Below are 11959 nucleotides of genomic sequence, written 5' to 3' on the forward strand. Positions count from 1 at the left end.
AGCGGTGAGCGGAACCTCCGAAGGGCCCCGGGCCCCGGCAGGCACATCCCCGGACGCCGTGGACCCACCGGTCACGGAGCGTCATAGGACCCGCCCGGCAGCACGGGTCGCCGCCGCCCTCCGGAGCGCGGCGGACGCCGCCGCCACCGAGCTGCGCGACCACCGGGCCGCCTTCAACGCCGCCACCCTCCCCATGGCCGTCGTGGACGGCCGGGGACACGTCGTACGGGCCAACGCCGCCCTCGGCGGGCTCCTGGGCACGACGCCCGCGGCGCTGGCCGACCGGCAGGCGTGCGAGCTGGTCGACCTGGCCTCCGACGACCGCACCTGGCACGCCTACCGCGAGGTGCTCCAGGGCCGCCGCTCCCGGTTCCGCTGCACCCGCCGCCTCAAACACCCCGACGGCCGCGCGCTGTGGGCCGAGGTCACCGTCGTACCGATGACAGGAACGTCGGCGGCGGAGCCCGCGCGGGTGCTGCTGACGGTGGCGGACATCAGCGACCGCCGCGAGCTCCAGGACCGGCTGCGCCACCTCCAGATGCACGACCCGGTGACCCGGCTGCCCAACCGGACGCTGTTCTTCGAGCGGCTCTCGGTGGCCCTGGAGACCCCGCCGTACCAGGACGACTCGATGCTCCCCCGGCACGGCCGGATCGGGCTCTGCTATCTGGACCTGGACGGCTTCAAGGCCATCAACGACACCCTCGGCCACCGGATCGGCGACCGGCTGCTGGCCGCCGTCGCGGGCCGCCTCACCGACTGCGCCGAGAACGACGCGAGCAGCAACCCGGGCGGCAGCCGGCTGGTGGCGCGGATGGGCGGCGACGAGTTCGCGATCCTGGTGGAGGACTCCGGCGGTACGGAGGCCCTGACCGAGCTGGCCCGCTCGGTCCTGGCCGCCCTCCAGCACCCCTTCGACCTGGCCGGGCAGCGGCTCTCCGTCTCCGCCTCGATCGGGGTGGTGGAGCGGCCGGTCGCGGGCACCTCGCCCACCGGTCTGATGCAGGCCGCCGACACCACGCTCTACTGGGCGAAGGCCGACGGCCGGGCCCGCTGGACCCTCTTCGACCCCGAGCGCAACGCCCACCGCATGACCCGCCAGGCCCTCTCCTCCACCCTTCGGCCCGCCGTCGAGCGCGGCGAGTTCACCCTCGAATACCAGCCGCTCGTCGGCATGGCGGACGGCGTGGTGCGCGGGGTGGAGGCGCTGGTGCGCTGGAACCACCCGCAGTTCGGGGTGCTCTCGCCGAATCGGTTCGTCGGGATCGCCGAGGAGGACGGCTCGATCGTGCAGCTCGGGCAGTGGATCCTGCGCACCGCGTGCCGCCAGGCGCGGCGCTGGCAGCTGGACCACCCGGACGAGCCGGCGCTCTTCATCAGCGTCAATGTCGCCGTACGCCAGGTCTGGGACTCCGACCTGGTCGCGGACGTGGCGCAGATCCTCAACGAGACGGGCCTGGACCCCGGGCTGCTCCAGCTGGAGCTGACCGAGTCGGCGGTGATGGGCTCCGGCGGCCGCCCGCTGCGCGCCCTCCAGGCGTTGAGCGACATGGGCGTACGGATCGCCATCGACGACTTCGGGACGGGGTATTCGAACCTCGCCTACCTCAGCCGGCTGCCCGTCTCCGTCCTGAAGCTGGACGGGGCGTTCGTGAAGGGCTTCCGGTACGAGGACGGTACGCATCCCAGCCCCGCCGACGAGACGATCGTGGAGGCGATGGTGCAGCTGGCGCACCGCCTCGGCCTGACCGTCACCGCGGAGTGCGTGGAGACGGCCGGGCAGGCGGAGCGGCTGCGCCGGATCGGCTGCGACACCGGGCAGGGGTGGCTGTACTCGCGGGCCGTGGCGCCGGAGCTGATCGCGGCGCTGATCACGGCCCGGCCGACCCCGGGTTAGCCCTCGTTCGGCAGCCCGTACGCGTCCGCGATCAGCTCGTAGCTGCGCAGCCGGGCGTCGCCGCCGTGCGCGTTGGCCGTGATCATCAGCTCGTCGGCGCCGGTGCGCTTGGCCAGGTCGTCCAGGCCGGTGCGGACCTCGTCGGGGGTGCCGTGGATGACGTTGGAGAGCCAGCCGTCGACGAACTCCCGCTCCATCGGGGAGAAGTCGTACGCGGCCGCCTCCTCCGGGCTCGGGATCAGCCCGGGCCTGCCGGTGCGCAGCCGGACCATGGACAGGGCGCCGGTCAGCACCTGGCGGCGGGCCTCGCGCTCGTCGTCGGCGGCCAGCGCGGAGACGCCGATCAGGGCGTACGGGGCGTCCAGCACGGCCGAAGGCCGGAAGGACTGCCGGTACAGGTCGAGCGCCGGGATCGTGTTCTGCGCCGAGAAGTGGTGGGCGAACGCGAACGGGAGCCCGAGCGTCCCGGCCAGCCGGGCGCTGAAGCCGGAGGAGCCGAGCAGCCAGACGGGCGGCCGGTGCGCGGACTGCACCCCGCCGGGGGCGGTCGCCTGGACCGGGCCCGGTACGGCGTGGATCCGGGCGTACGGGTGCCCGTCGGGGAAGTCGTCGTCCAGGAACCGGATCAGCTCGCTCAGCTGCTGCGGGAAGTCATCGGCCCCTTCGTTGAGCTGTTCGCTGCGGCGCAGGGCGGCCGCCGTCGCGCCGTCGGTGCCGGGGGCCCGGCCGAGGCCCAGGTCGACGCGGCCGGGGGCCATCGCCTCCAGGGTGCCGAACTGCTCGGCGATCACCAGCGGGGCGTGGTTGGGCAGCATGACGCCGCCCGAGCCGAGCCGGATGCGGTCGGTGTGGGCGGCGATGTGCGCGAGGATCACGGCCGGGGAGGACGAGGCGACCCCGGGCATGGAGTGGTGCTCGGCGACCCAGTAGCGGTGGAAGCCACGGCTCTCGGTGAGCTTCGCGATCTCCACGCCGGTGCGCAGGGCCTGGGTCGCGGTGCGGCCCTGCCCCACGGTCACCAGGTCGAGCACGGAGAGCGGTACGGGGGCCGTGCCCGCCGCCGTGGCCCTGATGCCGTCGCCGTCCGTCCCGTCGCCCGTGTTCCCGCCTCGGATCTCGTCCACGTGTCGGCCCTCTCCCGGTGCTGCTCGTCGTACGTATGCGTATCGGAGGCGTACAACAGGAGGGGGTCTCCGTTTATTCCGGAAGGCGTTCCGGAAGGGGTGCCGGGCCGCGCTATTCCCGTACCTCGATGCCCTTGGGCTCCACCGTGCCCGGGGCCGGCGGGCGGGTGGCGAAGAGCGTGCCGAGCGTCGGGGCCCAGATCCGGCGGTCGGTGAGGCGCAGGCCCTCCCAGACCGTCACCTGGTTCGCCGTGAGGACGGGCTTGCCGAGCGCCTCCTCCAGTTCGGGGATGGACGCGGCCGTGTGCAGGGCGGCGTCCGGGAGCAGCAGCACCTCGGCGTCCGGGTGGTCCGCGGCGAGGGCGAGCTCCTTGACCTGGGCCGGCTCCCACGCCGCGACCTCGGCGGCCGTGGCGAGACCGGCGCTCCGGGAGGCCACCGTCTCCACGCCGCCCGCCACCAGGAACTCGGTGAAGAGCGCGGTGATGTCCTCGGGCCAGGCGGCGGCGACCGCGACCCGGCCGGCGCCCAGCTCCCGTGCCGCGTGGACGAAGCCGAAGGCGGTGCTGGAGGCGGGCAGGCCCGCGCTCCGGGCCAGCGTGGCGATCTGGTTGTGGGCGCCCGCCCAGCCGTACGCGAAGCTGCCGCCGGGGCTCGCCCAGACGAGTGCCTCCGCGCCCGCGAGCCGCAGCTCCTCGACGCCCTCGGCGAGCCGGTCCGGCGCCCCGGACTCCAGCAGGGCGCCCCGCCGGTAGGAGTCCTCGGCCGCCTCGGTGGAGAACAGCGGCAGCCGGATGTCCGTGTCCAGCGTGATCTCGATCCGCGGGAAGTCGTCCTCGGCGGCGTGGCCCGGGTAGAGAAGTCCTACGGTCGTGGTCATGTTCACCCTTCCTTCGCGTCGGACGCGGAAAGCCACTGGTGCCCCTGCCCCTGTCAAGTATTCCCCCGGCGGGGCGGTGAGGCCGGGTGGGCGGGGCGCGCCGGGGGCCGTGTTGACGGGGGCGGGGGCGGCTGCGAGCGTGGCCGGTACGGAGATCATGGTCCTGCCGGTACCTACGCCGACCTGCGACGTTGCGGAGTGATGAGCCACCGATGCCGGAACCCGTCGTTCTCGTCCTCGATGCCGATCCGTCCCCCCGCCTCGGCCGGCTGACCGGCCGGGCCCGCGTCCTGCGCACGGACGCGGCGGGGCTCGCCGCCCGGCTGCCGGACGCCGATGTGCTGCTGGTGTGGGACTTCGCCTCCGACGCGGTACGGGAGGCATGGCCCGGCCCGGGGGCGCGGCCGGGCTGGGTGCACACGGCGAGCGCGGGCGTGGACCGGCTGCTCTGCCCGGAGCTGGTGGCCTCGGACACCGTGGTGACCAATGCGCGGGGCATCTTCGAGCGGCCGATCGCGGAGTACGTGGCCGGGTTGGTGCTGGCCTTCGCCAAGGATCTGCCCACCACCCTCGCCCTCCAGCGGGAGCGGCGCTGGCACCACCGGGAGGGGCAGCAGGTCGCCGGTTCGCGGGCGGTGGTCGTCGGCGCGGGGCCGATCGGGCGGGAGATCACCCGGCTGCTGCACGGCATGGGGGTCCAGGTGGCCCTGGTGGGGCGGACCGCCCGGCGCACGATCCATGGCATCGAGGACCTGGGGCCGCTGGCCGCGCGGGCGGACTGGGTGATCTCGGCGGTGCCGCTGACCCCGTCGACGTACGGCATGTTCGACACCCGCTTCTTCGGGCTGCTCCAGCCCTCGGCCCGGTTCATCAACGTGGGGCGCGGGGCGAGCGTGGTGGAGGCGGACCTGGTGTCGGCACTGGAGCGGCGCTGGCTGGCGGGGGCGGCGCTGGACGTGTTCGGCGATGAACCGCTGGGCGAGGACAGCCCGTTGTGGGACGTTCCGGGGCTGCTGGTCTCCCCGCATCTGAGCGGGGACACGGTCGGCTGGCGCGACCGGCTGGGTGAGCAGTTCGTGGCGATGTACGAACTATGGGCGGATGGCGGCCCGTTGCCCAACGTGGTGGACAAACAACGCGGTTACGTCCCGTCCACCGACAACTCCGCAGAGGAAGAAGGCGCCTCACCGGAGTGACTCCGTCACCCTCCGCCCGTGTCAGGCCACGGGAAGGTCACCCTCCGGCCACCGTTCGGTTACATGGACCGGCTTCCTGCATAGACGTACGGGATCGGGCAGGCGCTCACCCTGTCCGGACTGTTCGACCTCCAGGAGACCGCGAACCATGGCTGACTTTCCTCACCTTTCCCGCCGGGGCTTCCTCAATCGATCGGCGGCCGTGGGTGGCCTCCTGGTCGTTCCCGGCCTCCTGACCGCCTGCAGCAAGACCGACTCGGGAGCCGCCACCGGGGCCGGCGCCCTCGAAAAGCTCCGCGAGCAGGGCTTCGTACGGGTCGCGTACGCCAACGAGGCGCCGTACGGGTACATGGAGGGCAAGGAGCTCAAGGGTGAGGCGCCGACCCTGCACCGGGAGATCTTCCAGGCGCTGGGCGTCAAGGAGCTGAAGCCGACGCTCTCCGAGTGGGACGGGCTGATCCCGGGGCTCCAGGCGGGGAAGTACGACGTGGTCAGCGCGGGCATGGCCATCACCCCGGAGCGCTGCGGCAACGCGATCTTCTCCGAGCCGGAGTTCATCTCGCCGACCGCGCTGATGGTGAAGAAGGGCAACCCGAAGAAGGTCACCGACCTGGAGTCCGCCAAGGAGGCCGGGATCACCATCGGCGTCATGTCGGGTGCGGTGGAGGGGAGTTACGCCAAGGGCGCGGGCATCCCCGAAGGCAAGATCAAGACGCTCCAGAAGCCGCAGGACGGGGCGGACGCCGTCAAGGGCGGCCGGGTCGACGCGTTCCTGCTCACCGGCATCTCGCTGCGCTGGCTGGCGAAGACCAACCCGGAGACCGAGGTCACCGAGGCGTTCGTGCCGCAGATCGACGGCAACGCGCAGTTCTCCCCCGGCGGCGCGGTGTTCCGTAAGGGCAACGAGGACCTGCGGGACTCCTTCAACCGCGAGCTGAAGAAGATCGTGTCGGACCGCTCGCGCTATGTGGGGCTGCTGAAGGAGTACGGGTTCGGGGAGTCGGAGATCCCGCCGGCCGACCTGAAGACCGCCGATCTGTGCAAGGGCTGACGACGGGGCGGACGCACACGCATGAGTGACTTCTTCTCCCTCCTCGTCGAGGAGTTCCCCCAGGTCCGCTCGGGCCTGTGGGTGACGCTCCAGGCCACGGTCCTGGGCGCGCTGCTGGCCGGGGTGCTGGCCTTCGCGCTCGGTCTGATGGCGGGCAGCCGGCTGCTCCTGGCCCGGGGGTTCTCCCGCGTGGTCGTGGAGTTCTTCCGGGGGACCTCCCTCTACATCCAGCTGTTCTGGCTCTACTACGCGATGCCGCTGGTGACCGGCTACGAACTGGCGCCGGTGGCCTGCGGGGTGGTCGCGTTCGGCCTCAACTACGGTGCGTACGGCGCCGAGGTGGTGCGCGGCGCCATCAACTCCGTACCGCGCGCGCAGTACGAGGCGGCGATCGCGCTCAACCTGTCGCCGTCCAGGCGGCTGTGGAAGGTGATCCTGCCGCAGGCCTGGGTGCAGATGATCCCGAGCTTCACCAATCTGCTGATCCAGCTGCTGAAGTGCACCCCGCTGCTGTGGCTGCTCTCGGCGGCCGACCTGATGACGGTGGTGCAGACGCTGCGCGACCGCACGGGTGAGACCCTCGCCGCCTATCTGACCCTGCTGGCCGTCTACTTCGTGCTGGCCTACGCGCTGACGATGCTGATGAACCTGCTGGAGCGGAGCGCCAAGCGGCGGCTCGGCCTGGCCACCGGCGCGAGCAGCCTGTTCAAGAGCCGCAGCGCGTCCACCGCCGCCTTGGGAGGTACCCGATGAACGACGGCTTCGACTGGGACGCGGTCAGGGAGTCCCTGCCGCTCCTGCTGGAGGGGTTCAGGGTCACCCTGCTGGCCACCGTGCTCGGCACCCTGGTGGCGGCCGTGCTGGGGCTGGCCGTCGCGGTGGCCGGACGCGCGCCCAGCAGGTTCGTGACGGTCCCGGTGCGGGTCGTCACGGAGTTCGTCCGCTCCACCCCGCTGCTGGTCCAACTGGTCGGCGCGGCCGCCCTGTTCAACACGGTGGAGCCGCTGTACATCGGCATCACGGTGCTGGGCGTCCACTACGCGGCGTACACCTCCGAGGTCTACCGGGCCGGGATCGACGGCGTACCGAAGGGCCAGTGGGAGGCCTGCCGCGCGCTGTCGCTGCCGCCCCGGCGCACCTGGCAGGCCGTGATCCTGCCGCAGGCGGTGCGCAATGTGCTGCCCGCCCTCGGGAACTACGCGATCTCGATGTTCAAGGAGACCCCGTTCCTCGCCGTGATCACGGTGCAGGAGATGGTCTTCGAGGCCCGGAAGTACGGCGCGGACCACTTCGCGTACACCGAGGTCTTCACCCTCGCCGGCCTGATCTTCCTGGTCGCGAGCTACCCCACGTCGCTGTTGATGAGAAAGCTGGAGAAGCGCCTTGGCCACTGAACCCCTCCCCCTGCAGAAGACGGCGGCCCCGGCTCCCCAGGACGCCGTCCCGGCGGCCGGGAGCACGGGCGAGCCGCTGGTCCGCTTCGAGAAGGTGGTCAAGCGCTACGGCGACCATGTGGTCCTGGACCAACTCGACTTCACGGTCGACCGCGGTGAGCACGTCACCCTGATCGGGCCCAGCGGCTCGGGCAAGACGACGATCCTGCGGCTGCTGATGACGCTGGAGAAGGTCAGCGACGGGGTGATCTGGGTCAACGGCTCCCCGCTCTCCCACGTCCGCACCCCGGGCGGCGGGCTGAAGCCCGCGGGCGAGAAGGAGCTGCGGGAGTCCCGGAAGAAGATCGGCATGGTCTTCCAGCAGTTCAATCTCTTCCCCAACATGAAGGTGCTCCAGAACATCACGGAAGCCCCGATCAGCGTCCTGGGCAAGGGCCGCGAGGAGGCGGAGACCCGGGCCCGGGAGCTGCTGGAGCTGGTGGGGCTCTCCGACAAGGTCGACGCGCACCCCTCCCAGCTCTCCGGCGGCCAGCAGCAGCGCGTGGCCATCGCCCGGGCGCTGGCGATGGAGCCGGAGATCCTGCTGCTGGACGAGGTGACCTCCGCGCTCGACCCGGAGCTGGTGGCGGGAGTGCTGGAGCTGCTCGGCGACATCGCCCGCAACACCGACATCACCATGCTCTGCGTGACCCACGAGATGAACTTCGCCCGGGACGTCTCGGAGAAGGTGCTGATGTTCGACGCGGGCCGGGTCGTGGAGTCCGGAACGCCGGAGAAAATCTTCTCCGATCCGTCGCACGAACGTACGCGCGAGTTCCTCAACGCGGTCCTGTGACCTCGGAGTTGAGCCACCGCCCATGACATTGGCATATGCCAGACGGGTGCGCCCCAGTTGACAGGGGTGGGGCACCCCTACTGACTCGTCAACTGCCGCCCCGAATGCGGGGCCCGGCGGCTATCGTGGGTCCGAAGCTTGCGGTCACAACCTTGTTGGGGGGACGCCGTGGCGTTGAAGCCCGAGCCGACCGCACCGTTCCACTCGGTGCAGTACGCCCTGCGCGTGCTCGAATCGGTCTCGCAGCACGGCGACGGTGTGACCGACGCGCAGATCTCCCGCGAGACGGGCCTGCCGCCCGGCCACCTCGCCTCCCTGCTCCTGACGCTGCGCCGCGAGGGATATGTGGAGCAGGTCAGCGACGGGGCGTACGTCATAGGAGCCTCGCTGCTGCTCCTCGGCTCCGGGGCGGCCCGCCGCCAGGCCCTGGAGGACCGGCTCCAGCAGGCGCTGGACCAGCTGCGCGACTCGGTCGGCGCCGCCGTCTACCTCAGCCGGTACGTGGACGGCGAGATCAGCGTCACCCAGGTCGCCGACGGCCCGCTCACCCCGGCGGTCAACGAGTGGGTGGACTTCCGCTCCTCCGCGCACGCCAGCGCGGTCGGCAAGTGCCTGCTGGGCCAGCTCGACCACGAGGCGCGCCGCGACCACCTCTCCCGGCACAAGATCGCCCGGCTCACCTCGCGGACGATCACCAGCGAGAAGGTCCTCCTCTCCAAGCTGGACGCCCAGCCCGCCACGGTCCCGGTGCTGGATCTCCAGGAGTACGCGGTGGGCACCGTCTGCGCGGCGGTGCCGCTGACGGCCGGGGCGACCGCCGGATGCCTGGCCCTGTCGCTGCCGATCGAGGACGCCCACCGGCTCCGCGAGGCGGCGGACACCCTGAACCGGCGCGCGGCTCCGGTGCTGCTGTCGCTGGCGCTGTAGGGGCGGGACCCGCAGCAGGGTCCCTGCGACCGGTAGCGTCGGCGCCATGCACCCACCGATACCGCTGCTGGAGCGGCTCCGGGAGTTCGACGGCAGCGTCGACGACTTCTACGCCTCCGGCTTCGAGCTGCTCCCGTCCGGCGAGGACGACGGCGGCTACCCCCAGCTCTCCCACCGGATCCGCCCCTTCGCGCAGGCGAACGGCTCCGGCTCCACGTACGCAATCTGGCTGCGGGACGACCGCGCCGACCTCGCGACGCTGCCGGTCCTCTTCCTGGGGGACGAGGGCGGGGTCCACGTCGTGGCCCGCGATCTGCCCGAGCTGCTGCGCGTCGTCGCCTCCGGCTGGTCCCCGATGGGTGACTGGGGCAGCCTCGACTACCACGACGAGCGTGAGGAGGAGGACGGGGCCGAGGACGACGGGTGGGACCCCTGCCCGGAGAACCCGGCGTTCCGCGCCTGGCTGCGGGAGAGCCTCGGCCTCGACGCCGCCGAGGATCCCAACGAGATCGTCCGGGCCGCCGGGGACGAGGTGTGGGAGCCGTTCGCCGCCTGGATCGGCCCGCTGATCCCGGACGTGGTGAGCTCCCGCCGGAGCGGGTAGCGCCGGCCTCGGCAGGCGGGTGTCATCAGCACCCCAGAGGACCAGGTATTATTTTCGAGTCAGCAGGCGCCGTTAGCTCAGTTGGTTAGAGCAGCTGACTCTTAATCAGCGGGTCCGGGGTTCGAGTCCCTGACGGCGCACGACAATGCCTGTGGGCGGTCTCCCTCGCGGAGACCGCCCACAGTGCTGTTCCCGGCCCGGTTCAGCAGCCGCCCACCGCAACGGCGGCCCCGGCTCAGGGCCGCCGTGTCGAGCCACAGCGGAAATACACAGGCGCCCTACGGGCTACCCGCGGGTGATCAGAACTTCACATCCGAGCACGCGTAGAACGCGTTGGTGGTGTCCGCGACGTTCCACACGGCGAGGATGACGTGCTTGCCGGTCTTCTGGGTGGGGATCGTGCCCTGGTGGGTCAGCGTGGCCGGCGGCTGCTGGCTCCCGTACGGCACGGTCATGAAGGGCTGCGATTCGAGCGCGGCCCGGGTGAGCGGCTTGGTGGAGTCCCAGCCGTTCTTGGTGATGTAGTAGCGGAAGTCGCTCGTACGGTGACGAGCGGTGAACTGCCAGCGGAAGCTGTAGCCCTGCCCGCCGGTGACCTGGGTGGCGGGCCAGTTGCCGCCGCGCGGGTCGTCGAGCTGGGCGAACTGCCCGTTGCCGCCGGAGCAGATCTTGCCGTCGGCGGGACCCGAGGCCGGGAAGCCCTTGGGGCCCTCGACGCTCTGGGGCTCCCACTGGATGTTGCCGCAGCCGGTGACCGTGCCGTTGGCACAGAGTTTCTGGCGGCTGATGGGGGAGTCCGTGTAGCCGTGGCTGCTGGCGCTGGTGGTCGCGAGCACAGAAACGCCCGCTATCGCCAGGCCGATCACGGCCGCGCTTGCCTTTTTCCGCATTGCTGTCGCTCCTCTAGAACGTGGGGGAGGTTCCATGAGCATTGCTCGACATGCTGCGCGCTTGGTGCGTGGTGGGTGGGTACTGCGGTCTAGACCAAGTCTTAGATTATTGACGCCGCATGAACATGTCCAGACCAATCGGCATCGGATTCCGGAGCGACTTCCGGAGCGACCAAAGGGGCCCGGAGTGAAGTCTCCGGGCCCCTGCGGCCGTTGACGCGGCACTGATCGCCCGTCAGGCGCTGTCGCCTCCGCCGGTCCGGCCGGTGTAGAAGGCGACCGTCAAGTCCTTGACCAGCGCTTTACGTTCGTAGTCGTCGAGGTCGACGATGCCGCGCGTGGTGAGCCGGTTGACGGTGTCGTCCACCGCGTCCACCACCGAAGTCAGCACGCTGTCGCGGTGCTTGGCGTCGATGGCGGCGATCCGCCGCCTCTGCATAGCCGCCGCGACCTCGGGGGCGTACTCGATCCCGGTCGGCTGCGCCGAGTACACCTCTACGCCGACCGGCTCGCAGTCCGCCTTCAGCATCCGGGTCAGGGCGTCGCCGACGGCCTCCGCGTTACGGAGCGTGGGGGCGTCCTCGTGGAACGCGTCGGCGGGCAGCTGCGAGAGGACCCGCGCCATGGCGGACTCGACCTGTGCGCTCAGGTACGCCTCGTGGTCCTCGATTCCGAGGGCGGCGCGGACGGTGTCCTTGATCCGCCAGACCACCAGGACGACGACGCGCAGTGCGGTGCCGTTGGCGTCGACGGCGGGGAGCGGTTCGCTGCGCCAGTGCCGCAGGCGTACGTCGACGCGGCGGCGCAGCAGCAGGGGGGAGACCCAGACCAGGCCGGTGCGGCGGACGCTCCCCCGGTAGTCGCCGAAGAGCGTGAGCACCCAGGCGTACCCGACGCGGCCGCGGCCCAGGCCGCCGAGTGCGAGGACGACCACGGTGACCAGGAGCGCGAGACCGGCCCAGACGCCGGCACCGATGGACTCGTACGGGCGGGGGGCGAGGCCCACGGCACTCTGCGCGGCGGCGGGGAGGGCGCCGCGCCACCAGAGGAGAGCCAGTACGCCGAGGAGTCCGGCGGCTCCGGTGAGCAGGGCGGCGTACCCGGGGAGGGCGGGACCGGGCCGCTCGACGAGGCGCGGGTCGGCGAGGGGGGCGGGGCGGG

12 protein-coding genes and 1 tRNA gene are annotated in these 11959 nt (G+C 71.6%); 9 read left to right on the forward strand and 4 right to left on the reverse strand.

What is annotated here, in order from left to right; genetic code table 11:
- Window positions 1-4: 4 nt before the first annotated feature.
- Complete coding sequence (locus tag IF17_RS0134105) at window positions 5-1897, forward strand: putative bifunctional diguanylate cyclase/phosphodiesterase (RefSeq protein WP_030574739.1); 1893 nt, start codon at window positions 5-7, stop codon at window positions 1895-1897.
- Here IF17_RS0134105 and IF17_RS0134110 read toward each other — a convergent pair.
- Both IF17_RS0134110 and IF17_RS0134115 read right to left on the reverse strand, forming a co-directional pair.
- Window positions 1894-3021, reverse strand: a complete 1128-nt coding sequence (locus tag IF17_RS0134110; RefSeq protein WP_030574742.1) for an LLM class flavin-dependent oxidoreductase — start codon at window positions 3019-3021, stop codon at window positions 1894-1896. The two genes, IF17_RS0134105 and IF17_RS0134110, sit on opposite strands and share 4 nt — an antisense overlap.
- Window positions 3022-3133: 112 nt before the next feature.
- On the reverse strand, window positions 3134-3901 hold the full coding sequence (locus tag IF17_RS0134115; RefSeq protein WP_030574745.1) for a maleate cis-trans isomerase family protein: 768 nt from the start codon (window positions 3899-3901) through the stop codon (window positions 3134-3136).
- A 212-nt stretch (window positions 3902-4113) separates the two neighbouring features.
- Between IF17_RS0134115 and IF17_RS0134120 the strand changes: the two genes are divergently transcribed.
- From IF17_RS0134120 to IF17_RS0134155, 8 genes are all read left to right on the forward strand, one after another.
- Window positions 4114-5097, forward strand: a complete 984-nt coding sequence (locus IF17_RS0134120; protein WP_030574748.1) for a D-2-hydroxyacid dehydrogenase — start codon at window positions 4114-4116, stop codon at window positions 5095-5097.
- 148 nt (window positions 5098-5245) lie between these two features.
- Window positions 5246-6148, forward strand: coding sequence for an ectoine/hydroxyectoine ABC transporter substrate-binding protein EhuB (gene ehuB / locus IF17_RS0134125; protein WP_030574750.1), 903 nt, complete (start codon window positions 5246-5248; stop codon window positions 6146-6148).
- A 21-nt stretch (window positions 6149-6169) separates the two neighbouring features.
- Window positions 6170-6901, forward strand: coding sequence for an ectoine/hydroxyectoine ABC transporter permease subunit EhuC (gene ehuC, locus IF17_RS0134130; protein WP_030574752.1), 732 nt, complete (start codon window positions 6170-6172; stop codon window positions 6899-6901).
- Complete coding sequence (ehuD, locus tag IF17_RS0134135) at window positions 6898-7542, forward strand: ectoine/hydroxyectoine ABC transporter permease subunit EhuD (protein WP_030574753.1); 645 nt, start codon at window positions 6898-6900, stop codon at window positions 7540-7542. The genes ehuC and ehuD overlap by 4 nt, the downstream gene beginning before the upstream one ends.
- Complete coding sequence (gene ehuA / locus IF17_RS0134140) at window positions 7532-8377, forward strand: ectoine/hydroxyectoine ABC transporter ATP-binding protein EhuA (protein ID WP_030574754.1); 846 nt, start codon at window positions 7532-7534, stop codon at window positions 8375-8377. The genes ehuD and ehuA overlap by 11 nt, the downstream gene beginning before the upstream one ends.
- A 168-nt stretch (window positions 8378-8545) precedes the next feature.
- The gene (locus IF17_RS0134145; protein WP_030574756.1) at window positions 8546-9304 is read left to right on the forward strand and encodes an IclR family transcriptional regulator; all 759 of its coding nucleotides are present in this window, start codon (window positions 8546-8548) and stop codon (window positions 9302-9304) included.
- A 46-nt stretch (window positions 9305-9350) separates the two neighbouring features.
- Window positions 9351-9908, forward strand: a complete 558-nt coding sequence (locus IF17_RS0134150) for a hypothetical protein (protein ID WP_030574763.1) — start codon at window positions 9351-9353, stop codon at window positions 9906-9908.
- Window positions 9909-9974: 66 nt separating this feature from the next.
- Window positions 9975-10048, forward strand: a tRNA-Lys gene (locus IF17_RS0134155).
- 159 nt (window positions 10049-10207) lie between these two features.
- Here IF17_RS0134155 and IF17_RS0134160 read toward each other — a convergent pair.
- On the reverse strand, window positions 10208-10798 hold the full coding sequence (locus IF17_RS0134160) for a lytic polysaccharide monooxygenase auxiliary activity family 9 protein (protein ID WP_030574765.1): 591 nt from the start codon (window positions 10796-10798) through the stop codon (window positions 10208-10210).
- A 235-nt stretch (window positions 10799-11033) separates the two neighbouring features.
- A partial coding sequence (locus IF17_RS0134165) for an SPFH domain-containing protein (RefSeq protein ID WP_030574766.1) occupies window positions 11034-11959 on the reverse strand: 926 nt, incomplete at its 5' end.

The organism is Streptomyces cyaneofuscatus, assembly GCF_000718135.1.
Taxonomy (GTDB): Bacteria; Actinomycetota; Actinomycetes; order Streptomycetales; family Streptomycetaceae; genus Streptomyces; species Streptomyces cyaneofuscatus.

Bases quoted from the DNA above. Each gene is read 5' to 3' on its own strand.
- IF17_RS0134115 (WP_030574745.1), bottom strand. From the start codon at position 3,901: ATGACCACGACCGTAGGACTTCTCTACCCGGGCCACGCCGCCGAGGAC.
- IF17_RS0134120 (WP_030574748.1), top strand. From the start codon at position 4,114: ATGCCGGAACCCGTCGTTCTCGTCCTCGATGCCGATCCGTCCCCCCGC.
- ehuB (WP_030574750.1), top strand. From the start codon at position 5,246: ATGGCTGACTTTCCTCACCTTTCCCGCCGGGGCTTCCTCAATCGATCG.
- ehuC (WP_030574752.1), top strand. From the start codon at position 6,170: ATGAGTGACTTCTTCTCCCTCCTCGTCGAGGAGTTCCCCCAGGTCCGC.
- ehuD (WP_030574753.1), top strand. From the start codon at position 6,898: ATGAACGACGGCTTCGACTGGGACGCGGTCAGGGAGTCCCTGCCGCTC.
- IF17_RS0134150 (WP_030574763.1), top strand. From the start codon at position 9,351: ATGCACCCACCGATACCGCTGCTGGAGCGGCTCCGGGAGTTCGACGGC.
- IF17_RS0134160 (WP_030574765.1), bottom strand. From the start codon at position 10,798: ATGCGGAAAAAGGCAAGCGCGGCCGTGATCGGCCTGGCGATAGCGGGC.